Annotated in this window: 13 protein-coding genes and 1 riboswitch; of the genes, 3 read left to right on the top strand and 10 right to left on the bottom strand. The window is 71.8% G+C overall.

What is annotated here, in order from left to right; all coding sequences use genetic code 11:
* Positions 1–82: 82 nt before the first annotated feature.
* A complete protein-coding gene (locus tag HLK59_RS31235; RefSeq protein ID WP_171144916.1) occupies positions 83–829 on the top strand; it encodes a ZIP family metal transporter in 747 nt (248 codons plus the stop codon).
* Positions 830–855: 26 nt separating this feature from the next.
* On the opposite strand, the gene cobI is transcribed toward HLK59_RS31235, so the two are convergent.
* From cobI to HLK59_RS31185, 10 genes are all read right to left on the bottom strand, one after another.
* Entirely contained in the window at positions 856–1,587 is a 732-nt protein-coding gene (cobI, locus tag HLK59_RS31230; RefSeq protein WP_171144915.1) for a precorrin-2 C(20)-methyltransferase, read from the bottom strand.
* The gene (locus HLK59_RS31225; protein WP_171144914.1) at positions 1,584–3,053 is read right to left on the bottom strand and encodes a cobyrinate a,c-diamide synthase; all 1,470 of its coding nucleotides are present in this window, start codon (positions 3,051–3,053) and stop codon (positions 1,584–1,586) included. The genes cobI and HLK59_RS31225 overlap by 4 nt, the downstream gene beginning before the upstream one ends.
* Positions 3,047–3,646 carry a cob(I)yrinic acid a,c-diamide adenosyltransferase gene (gene cobO / locus HLK59_RS31220; RefSeq protein WP_171144913.1) on the bottom strand — a complete coding sequence of 200 codons (600 nt, stop codon included), beginning with the start codon at positions 3,644–3,646 and terminating at the stop codon, positions 3,047–3,049. Before cobO ends, HLK59_RS31225 begins: the two co-directional genes overlap by 7 nt.
* Positions 3,646–5,649: a putative cobaltochelatase gene (locus tag HLK59_RS31215; protein ID WP_171144912.1), complete on the bottom strand. Its 2,004-nt coding sequence runs from the start codon at positions 5,647–5,649 to the stop codon at positions 3,646–3,648. Before HLK59_RS31215 ends, cobO begins: the two co-directional genes overlap by 1 nt.
* Positions 5,646–9,302 (bottom strand): cobaltochelatase subunit CobN, encoded by a 3,657-nt coding sequence (gene cobN / locus HLK59_RS31210; RefSeq protein WP_171144911.1) that lies wholly within the window; start codon positions 9,300–9,302, stop codon positions 5,646–5,648. The genes HLK59_RS31215 and cobN overlap by 4 nt, the downstream gene beginning before the upstream one ends.
* Positions 9,299–10,813 (bottom strand): cobyric acid synthase, encoded by a 1,515-nt coding sequence (locus HLK59_RS31205; protein WP_171144910.1) that lies wholly within the window; start codon positions 10,811–10,813, stop codon positions 9,299–9,301. The genes cobN and HLK59_RS31205 overlap by 4 nt, the downstream gene beginning before the upstream one ends.
* Positions 10,810–11,751: a cobalamin biosynthesis protein gene (locus HLK59_RS31200; RefSeq protein WP_171144909.1), complete on the bottom strand. Its 942-nt coding sequence runs from the start codon at positions 11,749–11,751 to the stop codon at positions 10,810–10,812. Before HLK59_RS31200 ends, HLK59_RS31205 begins: the two co-directional genes overlap by 4 nt.
* 99 nt (positions 11,752–11,850) lie before the next feature.
* A riboswitch (cobalamin riboswitch) is annotated at positions 11,851–11,993 on the bottom strand.
* A gap of 131 nt (positions 11,994–12,124) precedes the next feature.
* On the bottom strand, positions 12,125–12,346 hold the full coding sequence (locus HLK59_RS31195) for a hypothetical protein (RefSeq protein ID WP_171144908.1): 222 nt from the start codon (positions 12,344–12,346) through the stop codon (positions 12,125–12,127).
* Between the two features lie 34 nt (positions 12,347–12,380).
* Positions 12,381–13,634, bottom strand: a complete 1,254-nt coding sequence (locus tag HLK59_RS31190) for an inorganic phosphate transporter (protein WP_171144907.1) — start codon at positions 13,632–13,634, stop codon at positions 12,381–12,383.
* Positions 13,635–13,778: 144 nt separating this feature from the next.
* Positions 13,779–14,540 (bottom strand): lysozyme, encoded by a 762-nt coding sequence (locus HLK59_RS31185; protein ID WP_171144906.1) that lies wholly within the window; start codon positions 14,538–14,540, stop codon positions 13,779–13,781.
* A 196-nt stretch (positions 14,541–14,736) separates the two neighbouring features.
* Between HLK59_RS31185 and HLK59_RS31180 the strand changes: the two genes are divergently transcribed.
* Both HLK59_RS31180 and HLK59_RS31175 read left to right on the top strand, forming a co-directional pair.
* Positions 14,737–15,468 carry a class II aldolase/adducin family protein gene (locus HLK59_RS31180; RefSeq protein WP_171144905.1) on the top strand — a complete coding sequence of 244 codons (732 nt, stop codon included), beginning with the start codon at positions 14,737–14,739 and terminating at the stop codon, positions 15,466–15,468.
* 72 nt (positions 15,469–15,540) lie between these two features.
* Positions 15,541–16,668 (top strand): alpha/beta fold hydrolase, encoded by a 1,128-nt coding sequence (locus tag HLK59_RS31175; protein WP_171144904.1) that lies wholly within the window; start codon positions 15,541–15,543, stop codon positions 16,666–16,668.
* Positions 16,669–16,937 lie beyond the last annotated feature (269 nt).

The raw sequence follows: 16,937 nt of genomic DNA, 5'->3' as shown, positions 1-16,937 counted from the left end.
GGTCCTCTCGAACGAAGATTCACGGGGATTCGCAGGGCGGCTGGATGTGCGCGCACAGGGGTTGATCGGATACGAAAGGGCCATGGCGGTGTTCGTCGCGCTCGGCGCGTTCCTGATGACGTTGGCCGGCGGCTGGACGGCCCAGCGGGTGACGGACCGCCGCCACCTCGTCCTCGGCCTGGCCGGCGGCCTGATGCTGGGTGTGGTGGGCCTGGACCTGCTGCCGGAGGCGCTGGAGGCGGCGGGCACCGAGGTGTTCGGCGTACCGGTGGCACTCCTGCTGTTCGTGGCCGGTTTCCTGTTGGCCCATCTGGTGGAACGTCTGCTGGCGGTCCGCCAGGCGGCACACGGCGCCTCGGAAGCTGTCGACATGGCTTCGCGTGGCGGCCGGGTCCCCGAGGTGGGTCTGACGGCCGCGGCCGCGATGGTCGGTCACAGCGCGATGGACGGCGTGGCGATCGGCGCGGCCTTCCAGGTCGGCGGCGGCATGGGTACGGCCGTGGCCCTGGCGGTGATCGCCCATGACTTCGCGGACGGCTTCAACACGTACACGATCACGAGCCTGTACGGGAACGCCCGCCGCAAAGCCCTCGCGATGCTGTTCGCGGACGCGGCGGCCCCGGTGGTGGGAGCCGCGTCCACACTGTTCTTCACCATCCCGGAGCAGCTGCTCGGCGCCTATCTGGGCTTCTTCGGCGGCGCGCTCCTCTATCTGGCGGCAGCCGAGATCCTCCCCGAGGCGCACCACGAACACCCCGCCCGCTCGACCGTGCTGTGCACGGTCGCGGGCGCGGCGTTCATCTGGCTGGTGGTCGGCATCGCCGACTGAGCCTCCGACGGGCGGACCGGGGGGTGTCACAGCTTGCCGCCCCGCCCACCGCCGCGCGGGGCGGGCGCGATGAGCGTGGAGAGATACGGCAGCGGGGCATCGCCGAGCTCGGCGGCGGGCCGCACGGACTCCTCCGGCAGCCCGAGCGCGGACCCCCATACGGCGTCGTCGATCCGCCCGGTCTCCCGCAGTGCCTCGGCGACCTCCTGGGCCTGCCGCCCGAACTTGTACGCCACCACGGTCCCGGGCCCGGCGAGGGCCTCCTTGAGCGCCGCGGCCCCGGCCGTCACCGGCACGAGGGTCAGCGGCTCGGTCCCCTCGGTGAGCACGGCACCGGAACGGGCGGCGAGATCCTGCATGGCGGTGATACCGGGCACGGTCTCGACGACGGTCCCCGGCACGAGCTCGGCGATGGTCTGCGCGAGATAGGTGAAGGTGGAATAGACATTGGGGTCGCCGATGGTGGCGAAGGCGACGGAGGAGTGCTCGGCGAGCAGCTGGGCGACCCGCCCCCCGGCGGCGTCCCAGGCGGCCTCGCGGCGGGCCCGGTCGCTCCGCTCGTTGAGCGCGAAGACGACCCGTACGACCTTCTCCTGACCCACGTAGTGCAGGACGGTGGCCTCGGCCCGTCCCCGCTCCCCAGTGTCCATCACCGGCACGACGACGACATCGGCGGCCCGCAGAGCGTTGACGCCCTTGACGGTCACCAGCTCCGGATCACCGGGCCCTACCCCGACTCCGACCAGCTTGCTGCTCATGACGTCCGGCACCTCTCCACGAACCGACGGGCGACACCGGGCTGCGACGCCCAGTGCGTGTGCACATAACTCGCGTGCACCCCTTGTTGTACGAAACCTTCGACCCGCCGTTGAGGGGCGCGCACACCCCAGGCGGGAGCCGCCCCCGAGCCCGGCTCGACGACGGTCCGATGAAACTCGTGCCCGCGCATCCGCGTCCCGGCGACGGCGAGCACACTGTCACTCACGGCCACGGCATCCCGATACCCGAGCGTGAGCCGCTCGCTCATCCGCGCGGAGGCGTCGAGCACCCCGCACATGGGCAGCCCGTCGAGCTCCCGGCACAGGTACAGCAGCCCGGCGCACTCGGCGGCGACGGGAGCACCGCTGAGGGCGAGCTCGGTGATGGCCTTGCGCAGGGGTTCGTTGGCGGACAGTTCAGAGGCGTACACCTCGGGGAACCCGCCGCCGATGACCAACCCGCGGGTTCCGTTGGGGAGTTGATCGTCGTGGAGGGGGTCGAAGGGAACGACGACGGCCCCGGCGGCGGTGAGCAGCTCGGCATGCTCGGCGTAGGAGAACGTGAACGCGGACCCACCGGCAACGGCAACCACTAGCCCGTCTGGGGGTCCCCCCTCTGGGGGAGTTTGAGGACGAGGCCCTTCGGGCCGAAAGCGGGGGTCTGGGGGCGCAGCCCCCAGGGTCGGGACGGGAAGGGGCGGAGGGGGCGACGAAGCCAAGACCTCAGCCGCATCCCAAGCCGCACAGGACAACACACCCGCACCCCGCGCCAGCTCGGCCAACGCCTCCAGATCACACCCGGCGGCAACCTGCGCGGCCATGGCCGCCACCGCGTCCACCGCCGCAGCCCGCCGCTCAGCGACCGGCACCAGCCCCAGATGCCGCGAAGGCGTGTCCACCTGAGCCACCCGCCGCAGCACACCCAGCACCGGCACCCCGGCCGAGTCCAACGCCTCCCGCAGCAACTCCTCATGCCGGTCCGAAGCGACCTTGTTGAGGATCACGCCCCCGACCCGCACCTCGGGATCCCAGGAGGCGAACCCGTGCACAAGAGCCGCCACCGACCGGGACTGCGAGGACGCGTCCACGACGAGCACGACCGGCGCCCGCAAAAGCTTGGCGACATGGGCGGTGGACGCGAGTTCACCCTCGCCAGCCGCCCCGTCGTACAGCCCCATCACACCCTCGACGACGGCGATGTCACATCCGCGGGCACCATGCAGGAACAGCGGAGCGACCAGCTCCGGCCCGCACAGATACGCGTCGAGGTTCCGCCCCACCCGCCCGCTCGCGAGCGCGTGATACCCGGGATCGATGTAGTCGGGCCCCACCTTGTGCGGAGACACGGCAAGCCCCCGCGCGGCGAACGCGGCCATCAACCCCGTGGCGACGGTGGTCTTGCCGCTGCCCGAGGAAGGCGCGGCGATGACCAGCCGAGGGACGGAAACGGACGAGGAACTCACCACTCGATACCCCGCTGCCCCTTCTGCCCGGCATCCATGGGGTGCTTGACCTTGGACATGTCGGTCACGAGATCGGCGAAGTCGACGAGCTTGTCGGGGGCGTTCCGCCCGGTGATCACGACATGCTGCGTCCCAGGCCGGTCCCGCAGCACGGAGATCACCTCATCGGTGTCCACCCACCCCCAGTGCATGGGATAGGCGAACTCGTCGAGCACGTACAACCGGTACGTCTCGGCGGCCAGGTCCCGCTTGACCTGCTCCCAGCCCTCCCGGGCCTTGTCCTCGTTGTCCATCTGCTGGTCGCGCTGCACCCACGACCAGCCCTCACCCATCTTGTGCCAGTCGACGGACCCGCCCTCACCACTGGCGCCGAGCACCCGCAGCGCGTTCTCCTCGCCGACCTTCCACTTCGCCGACTTGACGAACTGGAACACCCCGATGGGCCACCCCTGGTTCCAGGCGCGCAGCGCGAGCCCGAACGCGGCGGTCGACTTGCCCTTGCCGATGCCCGTGTGCACGACCACCAGCGGCCGGTTACGACGCTGACGGGTGGTCAGACCGTCGTCCGGCACCACACTCGGCTGTCCCTGAGGCATTACGCGGCCCTCCTCTGTACGTCCTTGACCAGCCCGGCGATGGAGTCCGCCCGCAGCTCGTCCAATGTCACCGCGGTACCGCCCAGTTCACCGGCGAGCTGCCCCGCGAGCCCCAACCGCACCGGCCCCGACTCACAGTCGACGACCACGGAGGCGACCCCCTCGGCGGCGAACAGCCGGGCCGCCCGCGAAGCCAGCGCGACGGGCTCGGGCCCACCGGTGGCCCGCCCGTCCGTCACCACGACGACGAGCGCCCGCCGCGCGGGATCCCGCAACCGCTCGACCCGCAGCACCTCATGGGCCTTGAGCAGCCCGGCGGCCAGCGGAGTACGCCCCCCGGTGGGCAGCGTCTCCAGTCGGGCCGCGGCCGCGTCCACCGACGACGTCGGAGGCAACGCCACATCCGCCGCCGACCCCCGGAACGTCACAAGACCCACCTTGTCCCGCCGCTGATACGCGTCCAGCAGCAGCGACAGCACAGCGCCCTTCACCGCGCTCATCCGCTGCCGGGCCGCCATCGACCCGGAGGCGTCCACGACGAACAGCACGAGGTTCCCCTCACGCCCCTCCCGCGTCGCCTGCCGTAGATCGTCCCGGCGCAGCACGAGCCCGGGCCCGGACCGCCCGCGCGCCCGCTGATGCGGGGCGGCGGCCTGCACGGTCGCGGCCAGGTGCAGCTTGGTCAACGTCCCCCGGGGCCGTCGCGAACCGGTCGTCCGACCGTGCTCGGTGCGCGCCCGCGAACGCCGCCCGGCGGCCCCGTCCCCGAGCCCGGGCACGCTGAGCACCTTGGTACGGAAGGGCTCGGCGGCCCGTACGGCGGACTGCTCACCCGCACCGGCAGCACCGGGCCGCGGCTCACCGCCCTCGCCGGCCTCCGGCTGCGCGCCGGAGTCCCCGTCGCCCTGCGGCGGACCCTCGGAAGGCGGCTGACCGCCACCCCCACCGGGTCCGTCCGGGTCGGGATCCTCGTCACCGTCGTTCTCGCCGTCGCCGGAGAACTCCTCCAGCGTCTCGTCGAGCTTGTCCTCGTCGAGTCCCGGCGCGTCAAAGGGGTTACGGCGCCGACGGTGCGGCAACGCGAGCAGCGCGGCCTGCCGTACGTCCTCCGCGAGCACCTCGGTCCGCCCGGCCCAGGCCGCCAGCGCGGTGGCCGTCCGGGCCATCACGATGTCGGCCCGCATACCGTCCACCTCGAACGCGGCGCAGGTCGCCGCGATCTGCCGCAGCGCACCGTCCCCGAGCCGCACCGACGGCAACAACTCCCGCGCGCCGACGATCCGTCGACGTACGGAAGCCTCCTCGTCCGCCCAGCGGTCGGCGAAGGACGTCGGATCGTCGTCGTACGCCAGCCGCCGCCGTACGACCTCCACCCGCTGGTCCGGTTCCCGCGAGGCCGCGACCTCGACGGTCAGGCCGAACCGGTCGAGCAACTGCGGCCGCAGTTCGCCCTCTTCGGGGTTCATGGTGCCGACGAGGAGGAACTTCGAGGCGTGCCGTACGGAGACGCCTTCCCGCTCGACGTACGACGCGCCCATCGCCGCCGCGTCCAGGAGCAGGTCGACCAGGTGGTCGTGGAGCAGGTTGACCTCGTCGACGTAGAGGATGCCCCGGTGCGCGTCGGCGAGGAGGCCCGGCTCGAAGGCCTTCACGCCCTCGGCGAGCGCCCGCTCGATGTCGAGGGCGCCGACCAGCCGGTCCTCGGAGGCGCCGACGGGCAGTTCGACCATGCGGGACGGGCGTTCGGTGCCACTGCCGATCTCGTGCGGCCCGTCCGGGCACGCGGGGTCCGGCTTGGCGGGATCGCAGGAGAAACGGCAGCCGGCGACGACAGGTACCTCCGGCAGCAGCGCCGAAAGCGCCCGCACGGCCGTGGACTTGGCCGTGCCCTTCTCGCCACGCACCAGCACACCGCCGACCGCCGGCGACACGGCGTTCAGCAGCAGCGCGAGCCGCAGATCGTCCTGGCCGACGACGGCCGTGAAGGGGAAGGGGGTGGTCACTGGTCGTCGCCCTCCAGATCGCCTTCGAGCTCCAGGTAGGTCGCGCGCAGTCGCTCCAACGTCTCCGCGTCCGGTTCGGCCCACAGGCCGCGGTCGGCGGCCTCCAGGAGGCGCTCGGTGATGCCGCGCAGCGCCCAGGGGTTGGACTTCTTCATGAAGTCCCGGTTCTCCGGGTCGAAGACGTACTCCGCGCTGAGCTTCTCGTACATCCAGTCGTCGACCACGCCCGCCGTGGCGTCGTAGCCGAAGAGGTAGTCGACGGTCGCCGCCATCTCGAAGGCGCCCTTGTAGCCGTGCCGCCGCATGGCCGCCATCCAGCGCGGGTTGACCACGCGGGCGCGGAAGACCCGGTGGGTCTCCTCGCCGAGCGTCCGCGTCCTGACCTGGTCCGGGGTGGCCGAATCGCCCACGTACGCCTCGGGGTTGGCGCCCGTGAGGTGGCGGACCATGGCGACCATGCCACCGTGGTACTGGAAGTAGTCGTCGGCGTCGACGAGGTCGTGCTCACGGGTGTCGACGTTCTTCGCGGCGACGTTGATCCGCTTGAACGCTGCCTCCATGTCCCCGCGCGCCGCCCGCCCGTCGAGCCCGCGCCCGTAGGCGTAACCGCCCCAGACGGCGTACACCTCGGCGAGGTCCGCGTCCGAGCGCCAGTTGCGGGCGTCGATCAGCGGCAGCAGACCGGCACCGTACGCGCCCGGCTTCGAGCCGAAGATGCGGGCCGTCGCGCGCCGCCGGTCACCGTGCTCGGCGGTGTCCTCGTCGGCGTGGGCCTTCACGAAGTTCCGGTCGGCGGGCTCGTCCAGCTCGGCCACCTCGCGGACGGCGTCGTCGATCAGTGCGACCACATGCGGGAACGCGTCCCGGAAGAAGCCGGAGATACGGACGGTGACGTCGACGCGCGGGCGCCCGAGCTCCGCCAGGCCGACGATCTCGAAGCCGGTCACCCGGCGCGAGGCCTCGTCCCACACCGGACGGCAGCCCAGCAGCGCGAGGATCTCGGCGATGTCGTCGCCCTGGGTGCGCATCGCGGAGGTGCCCCACACCGTCAGGCCGACGGACTTCGGGTACTCGCCGGTTTCCTGGAGGTAGCGCTGCACCAGCGAGTCGGCGAGCGCCTGCCCGACCTCCCAACTCAGCCTGGACGGGATGGCCTTGGGGTCGACCGAGTAGAAGTTGCGGCCGGTCGGGAGCACGTTGACGAGACCGCGGGTGGGGGAGCCGGACGGACCGGCGGGGACGTAACCGCCGTTGAGCGCCTTGAGGATGTGGTCGATCTCGTCGGTGGTCCTCGCGAGCCGCGGTACGACCTCGTCGCAGGCGAACTCCAGCACGGCGACCGCGTCGGGGAGTTCGGTGCCGAGCACACCGCGGACGAGAGCCGGGGCGAGAGCGGCGTCCCAGTGCCGCGCCTCCATGCCCTCGGCGACCCGCCGGCACAGCTGCTCCAGCAGGTCGATCGCGTCGGCGGCCGAACGGGACGGCCCCTCGACGAGATCCGTCAGCTCCACCGGCGCCTTCACCGGCGCGCCCGGCTCGGCCAGCAACTCCTTCTCGCTGAGCCCGAAATGGGCCGCGAAGGCAGCCCTGAGCCCCGGCAGCGCGTTCGCCTGCCCGCCCCACACCTGCGAGGCCCGCAGCACGGCGAGCACGAGGTTGACCCGCGCCTCGTCGACCGGGCCCCCGCCGAGGATGTGCAGCCCGTCGCGGATCTGCACGTCCTTGATCTCGCACAGGTAGCCGTCGATGTGCATGACGAACTCGTCGAAGGCGTCGTCGTCCGGCTGGTCCTCGACATGCAGGTCGTGGTGGAGCTCGGCGGCCTTCACCAGCGTCCAGATCTGCGCCCGTACGGCCGGTGCCTTCGTCGGGTCCAGGTCGGAGACGAGCGCGTACTCGTCGAGGAGCTGCTCCAGCTTCGCCAGGTCGCCGTAGGTGTCCGCACGCGCCATCGGCGGCACGAGGTGGTCGACGACGGTGGCGTGCCCGCGGCGCTTGGCCTGGGTGCCCTCACCGGGGTCGTTGACGATGAAGGGGTAGACGAGCGGCAGCTCACCGAGGACGGCGTCCGGCGCGCAACCCCCGCTGAGACCGAGGCCCTTGCCGGGCAGCCACTCCATCGTGCCGTGCTTGCCCATGTGGACGATCGCGTCGGCGCCGAAGCTGTTGTCCAGCCACCGGTAGGCGGCCATGTAGTGGTGCGACGGCGGCATGTCGGGGTCGTGGTAGATCGCGATCGGGTTCTCCCCGAAGCCGCGCGGCGGCTGGATCATCACGACGACGTTCCCGAACTGGAGCGACGCGAGCACGATCTCGTCGCCGTCGACGTACAGGTTGCCCGGCGGCTCGCCCCACGCCTCCAGCATGCCGTTCCGCAGCTGGGGGTCGAGCTTGTCGAACCACGCCCGGTAGTCGGCGAGCGGCACGCGCGCGGGCGCGGCGGCCAGCTGCTCCTCGGTGAGCCACTCCACGTCGTGGCCACCGGCGTTGATGAGCCGGTGGATCAACTCGTCGCCGTTGTCGGGGTACTCGGTGAGCGAGTAGCCCGCCCGCTTGAGCGCGTCCAGCACCTGGACGGCCGACGCGGGGGTGTCGAGCCCGACCGCGTTGCCGACGCGCGAGTGCTTGGTCGGGTACGCGGTGAAGACGAGCGCGAGCTTCTTCTCGGCGTTCGGCTTGTGCTTCAACCGGGCGTGCCGTACGGCGATCCCGGCGACGCGCGCGGCCCGCTCGGGGTCGGCGACATAGACCGGGACATCGTCCGGGCCCTGCTCCTTGAAGGAGAAGGGAACTGTGATCAGCCGTCCGTCGAACTCGGGGATCGCGACCTGCATCGCCGCGTCCATGGGGGACAGGGCGGCGTCGGACTCGTCCCAGGCGGCCCTGGACGACGTGAGGCAGAGTCCTTGCAGCACCGGCACGTCCAGGTCGGCCAGCGCCCCGATGTCCCAGGCCTCCTCGTCCCCGCCGGCCGAGGCCTGCGAGGCGTGGGTGCCGCCGGCCGCGAGGACGGTGGCGACGAGCGCGTCGGCCTTGGCCAGCAGTTCGTAGAACTCCGCGTCGGCACCGCGCAGCGAACCGCAGTACACGGGAAGGGCGTTGGCGCCGCGTGCCTCGACGGCGTCGCAGAGGGTGTCCACGAAGGCGGTGTTGCCGCTGAGTTCATGCGCCCGGTAGAAGAGGACGCCGATGGTCGGACGGCCCTCCACGAAGGCGTACGAGCCATGGACGCCGTACTCCGGCATCTTCTGCGGCTCGACGAAGCCCTCACCGGTCAGCAGCACGGTGTCGGACAGGAACCGGGCCAGCTCGGTGAGGTTGGCGGGCCCGCCCTCGACGAGGTACTTCAGCGCCTCCGCCACCACACCGGCGGGGACGGACGACTCGGCCATCAGCTCGGCGTCGGGAACGGACTCGCCGCCGAGCAGCACGGTCGGGATACCGGCGGCCTTCAGCGCGGCCAGCCCGTCCTCCCAGGCACGCTTGCCACCGAGCAGTCGTACGACGGCGATGTCCGAGCCCTCGACGAGCGCGGGCAGTTCCTCCGCGACGTCCACGCGGGTCGGGTTGCCGATCCGGTACGAGGCGTCGGAGGCCGCCCGGGCCGCCAACAGGTCCGTGTCGGCGGTCGACAACAACAACACAGTGCTCATGCAGGCGCTCCCGGTGGAATGAAAGGCAGTCCTTGCGGCGCGCCGGACTCGATGAGCCGCCACAGCGCGTCCGTGTCCGCGTGCTGTTCGATGAGGTCGCCGAGCCGGTCGAGCTGCTCCTCGCGCAGCGCGGCGAACGACGTGTCGGGGGCCGGCACGAAACGGCGGCCCGCGGCGGCCGCCACCTCGCGCAGGAACGCCCGCCGGAACCCGTCCGACTCCAGCGAGCCGTGCCAGTGGGTGCCCCAGGTCTGGCCGACCCGGCAGCCGTCGAGGAAGGGCTCGCCGCCGTCCAGGGAGGCGACCCCGTGATGGATCTCGTACCCGGCGACGTGCTCGCCGAGGGCCTCGCCCTCCGGTCGGGTGAGGGTCTTCTCGCGGGCGAACCGCACCCGCACGGGCAGCACGCCGAGCCCCTCGACGTGACCCCGGCGGCTCTCGACCTCGTCCTCGATGTGCTCACCGAGCACCTGGAAGCCACCGCAGATACCGAGGACGGGCCGCTCCTCGGCGACCCTGCGCTTCAGGGCTTCCGCCAGCCCCCGCTCCCGCAGCCACTCCAGCGCCCGGACGGTTCCCCGGGTCCCCGGGATCACCACGAGGTCGGCGTCGGCCAGCTCCTCCGGCCGGTCCACGAACCGCACGACCACGCCCGGTTCGGCGGCGAGGGCGTCGACGTCGGTGAAGTTGGACATGAGCGGAATCGCGCAGACGGCGACCCGCAGCACGTCCTCGCCGACGGGCGGGGCGGTGTTCGACTCCCGGACGGTCCCCCGCAGGGAGACCCGCAGCCCGTCCTCCTCGTCGATGCCGAGGCCGTGCCGGAAGGGCAGCACGCCGTAGGTGTGCCGCCCGGTGAGGCCGTGGAGCATGTCGAGCCCGGGCTCCAGGAGGCTGACATCCCCCCGGAACTTGTTCACGAGGAACCCGGCGACGAGCGCCTGGTCCTCGGGGCTGAGCAGCGCGACGGTCCCGAAGAAGGAGGCGAAGACGCCACCGCGGTCGATGTCGCCGACGACGAGGACCGGGAGCCCGGCGTTCCTGGCGATGCCCATGTTGACGATGTCGGTCCGCCGCAGATTGATCTCGGCGGGACTGCCGGCCCCCTCACAGATCACCGCGTCATACGTGCCCCGCAGTTCGGCGAGACAGTCCAGCACGGTCCCGAGCAACTTCTGCTGCCGCCCCCCGTGATACCCGCGTGCGCTCAGCTCCCCCACGGGCTTCCCGAGCAGCACGACCTGACTGCTCTGCTCGCCACCGGGCTTGAGCAGCACGGGATTCATGAGCGCGGTCGGCTCGACCCGGCAGGCCTGGGCCTGCATGGCCTGGGCCCGCCCGATCTCCGCGCCCTCCCGCGTCACGAACGAATTGAGGGACATGTTCTGCGCCTTGAAGGGCGCGACCTTGACCCCCTGCCGCACCAGCCACCGGCAGATCCCGGCGGTGACGACGCTCTTGCCCGCGTCGGAGGTGGTACCGGCGACGAGAAGCCCACCGCCGCCGCTCATGACGCTCGCCCCTTGAGAGCGACCCGCGCGGCGACACTCACGCCGAGCGCGAGCAGCCCGACGCGACGGGACAGCCGTACGGCCCGCTCGATGTCGTGGACCTCCACGGAACGCCCCTCCTGATTCAGCACGGGCCGGTGCTCGACGCGCCCCGCGTACGACAAGGTCCCCCCGAGCCGTACGTCCAGCGCACCCGCGAACGAGGCCTCCACGGGCCCGGCGTTGGGGCTCGGGTGTTTGCCGGCGTCCGCGCGCCAGGCCCGTACGGCCCCCCGCGGATCGCTTCCGGCGACAGCGGCCAGTACGGCGGTCAGCCGGGCCCCCGGCCACCCGGCCACGTCGTCGAGCCGTGCCGAAGCCCAGCCGTAGCGCCGATGACGCGGTGACTTGTGCCCGACCATGGCGTCGAGCGTGTTGACGGCCCGGAACCCGAGCAGCCCCGGCACCCCGCCGACGGCCCCCCACACCAGGGCACCCACGACGGCGTCGGAGGTGTTCTCGGCGACGGACTCGACCACGGCCCGGGCGATCCCGTCGGCGTCGAGGGACTGCGGATCCCGCCCGCACAGCCGGGGCAGCCGCTCCCGCGCCCCCGCGACGTCCCCGACTTCCAGGGCCCGCCCGATGGTCCGTGCCTCGCGCGCGAGCGACGTGCCGCCCACGACGGCCCAGGTGGCGACACCGGTCAGCGCGACGGAGGCGGCTGCGGACGGACGTACGGCTCTCTGCGCCACGGCACCGAGCACGACGGCGCCCCCGGCGCACACCGCGGTGTGCAGGGCCCCCCACCCCCGGTGGTCCCGCCACAACACCCGCTCCACGGCATCCGCGGCCCGCCCGAACACGGCGACCGGATGCCCCCGGCGTGGATCACCGAGCAGCAGGTCCCCGAGAAGTCCGGCGGCGGCGCCGTACGCGAAGACGCGATCGGCACGCATCGGCTCAGCCGGCCGTGGCGTCGGGCAGCGACCTGGTGCGGTGTCTCAAACGGCAGGCGAGCATGGCGATATGTCCTCACTCAGGGTGTCCACGCCCTGGTTCGACGAGACCGACGACGAGAGTTCCTGGCTCCCGGGGCTACCTACCCCGGTGACAGTGGCGGGACCGCGCCGGACTTCCACCGGCTTCCTCTCCTACCGTCGTACATGGCCCCGGCAGTCCACCATGGGCCCGGAAGGGCCGTCAACTTGCCGTTGACCTGGGACGGGAGAGTGTGCTGAGGCCCACATACGGGTGGTTACAGGCGTAACAAAAACGTGGGGTGCGGGACGGTGAAACGTCCCGCACCCCACAGGGTGTTCGCTCGTCGCGTCAGGCGACGATCAGATAGATCCCGTACGACACCGCCGCCGCGCACGCCGCGAAGCAGGTGTACGCGCCGGTGACCGCGAGAGTCGCGGAGCCGCCCTGTGCGGTGGCGCGCTCCTGGCGGGTGAGGCCCATGATGCCGAGGGTGAACAGGGCCACGAGGGCCACGGTGACCACGAGGCTGACGCCGAAGACGGAGCCCAGTGCTGCCCAGTCGATTTCCATGCGGGTGATTCCTTCGTTCCTGGGTGCGGGCGGCTCAGACGGCGGCGGCCGGCGGCGCGGCCGGCTCCGTCGAGGTGGCCGGGGCAGGGGCCGGGATCGTGGCCGTGAGGTCGTCGGTCACCGTGCCCGCCGGGGGCGGGGTGACCGCGGCGATCGCCGTGGTGACCACGCCGGCCGGCTCCTCGTCGTTGTCGTTGACGTTCGTGTGGTCGATGACCTCACGGCGCGAGATCTTCCAGATCGCCGCGCTGGAGCCGACGAGGAAGACCGCGACCAGAGCCGTGCCCCAGTCGCCGAAGTCGCACACGGTCTCCGCGAGCGCGCCCACCAGGGCCGCCGCCGGCAGCGTCAGGCCCCACGCCACGAACATCCGCGTCGCCGTGGACCAGCGCACCACGCCGCCCTTGCGGCCGAGGCCCGCGCCCATCACCGCGCCCGAGACCGAGTGCGTGGTGGAGAGGGAGAAGCCGAGGTGCGAGGAGGCCAGGATGACCGTGGCCGCGCTGGTCTGGGCGGCGAAGCCCTGCTGCGGCTGGAGGTCGGTCAGGCCCTTGCCCATCGTGCGGATGATGCGCCAGCCGCCGAGGTAGGTGCCGAGCGCGATGGCGAGACCCGCGGAGAGGATGACCCAGGTGGGCGGGTCGGAGTCGGGGGCGACGGCACCGCCGGCGACCAGGGCCAGGGTGATGATGCCCATCGTCTTCTGCGCGTCGTTCGTGCCGTGGGCGAGGGAGACGAGGCCGGCCGAGGCGATCTGGCCCGCGCGGTAGCCCTTCTCGGAGGACTTGCTGCCCTCGGACTTCTTGCCGAGCGAGTACATCAGCCGCGTGGCGAGCAGCGCGGCGATGCCCGCGACCAGCGGGGCCGCGATCGCCGGGATGAGGACCTTGGTGACGAGGACGTCGCCGTGGACGGCGCCCGCGCCGGCCGAGGCGATGGTGGCGCCGATCAGACCGCCCATGAGGGCGTGCGAGGAACTGGAGGGGAGTCCTACCAGCCAGGTCAGCAGATTCCAGAGGATCGCGCCCACCAGGGCGGCGAAGATGACCTCAGGACGTATGCCGCTCTCGTCGACGAGACCCTTGGAGATCGTGTTGGCGACCTCCACGGAGAGAAAGGCGCCCACAAGGTTCAGCACGGCGGACATGGCCACCGCGACCTTGGGCTTGAGTGCACCGGTCGAGATGGTCGTGGCCATCGCGTTGGCGGTGTCGTGAAAACCGTTCGTGAAATCGAACGCAAGTGCGGTTACCACCACAATCGCGAGGATCAGCGAGAAGTTTTCCATTTACCCAGGCAATCGTTCGAGCGTCATTGGCTGGTCGAACGTAGGTAACCAGGGTGAACGGAAGGTGAACTGGGGCAGGCCGCACGGTGTCCGGAACCGAGGGTTTCCCCTCCGATCCGCCGGCGCGGCCCAACCGCCGTACGGCTACGAGCCCCGGGTGAACTTCTTCAGCTGTGCCAGGGAGCCGTTGAAGAGATTCTGATCACCCGGCAGATCGCCGCTGTTGTCGTGCTGCCAGATGGTCCAGTAGCCCCATCCGGCCGGCAGCGCCCCGGCGTCCGCCGCGTTGTAGCGGGCCACCCACAGTGCGTGGTCGGAGGCGAAGGCGCCGCTGCCGCCGGTGCAGGTGTTCCACCAGTGGGCGGTCGTGTAGATCACCGGGCGGCGCCCGGTCAGCCGCTTCACCTCGTCGCTGAAGGACTTGATCCAGCTGACCATCTTGGCCTTCTTCAGGCCGTAGCACTTGTGCTTGCTGTCGTACGGGTTGTACTCGATGTCGAGCGCCGGCGGCAGCGTCCAGCCGTCCGCGCTCCAGGCGCCGCCGTTGCGTACGAAGTACGCCGCCTGGGTCCTGCCCGACGACTTGTTCGGCAGTGCGAAGTGGTACGCCCCGCGGATCAGGCCCACGTTGCGGGAGCCGTCGTACTGCTGGCTGAAGTACGGGTTGCGGTAGGTGTGGGACTCGGTCGCCTTGACGTAGACGAACTTCGCCCCCTTGGACTTCGCCTTCTGCCAGTCGACGTTCTTCTGGTGCGAAGAGACGTCGTGCCCCTTGGGTTTACCGGCCGCCGAAGCCGGAAACTCGGCCAGCGCGGTCCCCGCGAGGGTCAGCGCTGCCACGGACGCCGCGAGGACGCGGCCGCGGTGACGGTGGCAGTGGCGGGAAGGTGTGCGATCGCGGGCCATATTTCCCCCCGGAATGGCGACGTGCACGACAAAACAGGCAGAGATTACTGGAAGATCCGCGCATGCTCGTCGATCTACGGCCAAGCCCCGACAGTGGGGGAAGTGTCCGCTTTTGCGACCTTCCGGACGCCTGGCCTCCGCCCTAGAGTGCCTCCGCCCGGCCGCGTCCGGCGGCCGCACCTGACAGGATCGCGGCATGGCTGAGCAGGGACGCGACCAGCGGGACGGACGGGGTGCCGGAGGGGACGCACAGGATGTGGGGGAGCCGCGGGGGCGGAGTGTGCGCACCGAGGAGGCGGCCGCCTGGGAGGAACTGGTCGCGACCGCCCGCCGCACCGTCTCCGACGGACTCGTCGTCGGCACCTCCGGCAACGTCTCCGTACGCTTCGGCGACACGGTGCTGGTCACGCCCTCGGGTGTGCCCTACGACCGGCTGACGCCGGACGACGTCACCGGCGTCGACCTCGACGGCCGCCGGGTCCTCGGCCGGCTCGTCCCGACGAGCGAACTCCCCATGCACCTCGCGGTCTACCGCAGCACCGACGCCGGCGCCGTCGTCCACACCCACGCCGTCCACGCGACGGCCGTCTCGACCCTCGTCCCGGAGCTCCCGGCGATCCACTACATGTCCGGCGCCCTCGGCGGCGCCGTCCGGGTTGCCCCGTATGCGACGTACGGCACCCAGGAGTTGGCCGAGAACATGCTCCACGCCCTCGCCGACCGCACCGGCTGCCTGCTGAGGAACCACGGCACGATCACCTACGGCGCCACCCTGGACCAGGCCTACGACCGCACCGCCCAGCTGGAGTGGATGTGCCGCCTGTGGCTGACGGCGTCCTCCGTGCCCGGCCTGGCCCCGACGCTGCTGTCCGAGGAACAGGTGGCCGAGGCGGGGGAGCGGCTACGGGGGTACGGGCAGCACAGGTGACGAGGGCGTCCCGCATCACTCCGAAACGTCCTCCCACTGGCCCGTGACCGGGTCCGCCAGGACACTGGACGGGTGCGCACTGTCAAAGCGACGGCCGCTGCCGTCACCATGGCCCTGGCCGCCGGCGCCGCGAGCGTCGCCGCCGGACGACTCGCCAGCGACGCCGCGCTGAAGGCGCCCCCGGACCGTCCCCTGCCGGGCGAACCCCGGCTCACCGTGCACGCCACGGCCGCCGGCCAGGTCGCGCTCACCCGGGACCTGGCCGCCCTGCGCCCCGGCACCTACGGCCTCTCCGGCGACACCGCCCACGCGGTCGTCGGCCCCGTCCTCGGCACCGCGTCCCACTCCGCCGACACCGTCGTACGCCGCCTGGAACGCGTCACCCACGGCACCCTGAGCCCCGGCGACAAGGTGTGGCTCACCCCGAACACCCACATCGGCGACCCCGGCTCCGCCCTGGGCCTCGACCACGACGACGTCGAGATCCCGGGCGAACTCGGCACCCTGCCCGCCTGGTTCGTCCCCGGCGTACGGAGCACATGGGTCATCGCCGTGCACGGCCTCGGCACCTCCCGCGAACTCGCCCTGAACATCATGGAGTTCCTCACCGACCGCCGCTTCCCGGTGCTCGCCCTCGCCTACCGCGGCGACCTCGGCGCGCCCCGCCCGCCGGACGGCCTGGGCCACCTCGGCGAGACCGAGTGGCGCGACCTGGACGCGGCCATCCGCTACGCCGTCCGCCACGGCGCCAAGAGGGTCGTCCTGTACGGCTGGTCCACCGGCGCCACCATGGCGCTGCGCGCCGCCGCACACTCCGGGGTCCGTGAACGTGTCTCCGGGCTGATCCTGGACTCCCCGGTCCTCAGCTGGCAGACCACCCTGCGCGCCCTCGCCGCCGCCCGCCGCACCCCCGGCGCCCTGATGCCGCTCGCCGTCCGCGCCGCCCAGGGCCGCACCGGACTGCACGCCGACGCCGCCGCCGAGGGCGCCGACCCGGACCTCCTCAAGGTGCCGACCCTGATCGTCCACGGCCCCGGCGACACGATCGCCCCCTGGACCCTCTCGCGCCGACTCGCCGCCGCCCGCCCCGACCTGATCGCCCTCCACACCGTCGCGCACGCTCCGCACGGAGCCATGTGGAACGCCGACCCCGCGGGCTACGAAGAGACACTCCGCCGGTTCCTGACACCACTGATGTGACGCCACCGCCGGGCAGACGCTCGGCAGGGGCCCCGACGACTCCGGTCCAGGCCTCCGCCGCTTCCGGAACCCTCCCGACCCGACGCCCCGGGACGGGCGCCCGGCAGACAGATCCAGCGGTTCCGTTTAAGGCCGTACCACTGGCCAGATTCCGGCCCCCGGCCGCCCGCCGGGACCCCTGCGTTGGCCATCCCCGTCGCCCGCCGTTACATTCCGTTTGGGTTTTCGGACCGTCAACCGGAAGACTGCACCCGTGACGTCCCGTATCC

Origin of the sequence: Streptomyces sp. S3(2020), assembly GCF_013044505.1 — a bacterium.
Lineage (GTDB): Bacteria > Actinomycetota > Actinomycetes > Streptomycetales > Streptomycetaceae > Streptomyces.
Note: the sequence above shows the minus strand (reverse complement) of the source record. Positions and strands in the feature narration are given on the sequence as shown.

What these genes read in the sequence shown, in the direction of transcription:
- HLK59_RS31200 (WP_171144909.1), bottom strand. Translation starts at nt 11,751, where the DNA reads ATGCGTGCCGATCGCGTCTTCGCGTACGGCGCCGCCGCCGGACTTCTC.
- HLK59_RS31195 (WP_171144908.1), bottom strand. Translation starts at nt 12,346, where the DNA reads ATGGAAATCGACTGGGCAGCACTGGGCTCCGTCTTCGGCGTCAGCCTC.
- HLK59_RS31185 (WP_171144906.1), bottom strand. Translation starts at nt 14,540, where the DNA reads ATGGCCCGCGATCGCACACCTTCCCGCCACTGCCACCGTCACCGCGGC.
- HLK59_RS31180 (WP_171144905.1), top strand. Translation starts at nt 14,737, where the DNA reads ATGGCTGAGCAGGGACGCGACCAGCGGGACGGACGGGGTGCCGGAGGG.
- HLK59_RS31190 (WP_171144907.1), bottom strand. Translation starts at nt 13,634, where the DNA reads ATGGAAAACTTCTCGCTGATCCTCGCGATTGTGGTGGTAACCGCACTT.
- cobN (WP_171144911.1), bottom strand. Translation starts at nt 9,302, where the DNA reads ATGAGCACTGTGTTGTTGTTGTCGACCGCCGACACGGACCTGTTGGCG.
- HLK59_RS31205 (WP_171144910.1), bottom strand. Translation starts at nt 10,813, where the DNA reads ATGAGCGGCGGCGGTGGGCTTCTCGTCGCCGGTACCACCTCCGACGCG.
- HLK59_RS31235 (WP_171144916.1), top strand. Translation starts at nt 83, where the DNA reads ATGGCGGTGTTCGTCGCGCTCGGCGCGTTCCTGATGACGTTGGCCGGC.
- cobI (WP_171144915.1), bottom strand. Translation starts at nt 1,587, where the DNA reads ATGAGCAGCAAGCTGGTCGGAGTCGGGGTAGGGCCCGGTGATCCGGAG.
- cobO (WP_171144913.1), bottom strand. Translation starts at nt 3,646, where the DNA reads ATGCCTCAGGGACAGCCGAGTGTGGTGCCGGACGACGGTCTGACCACC.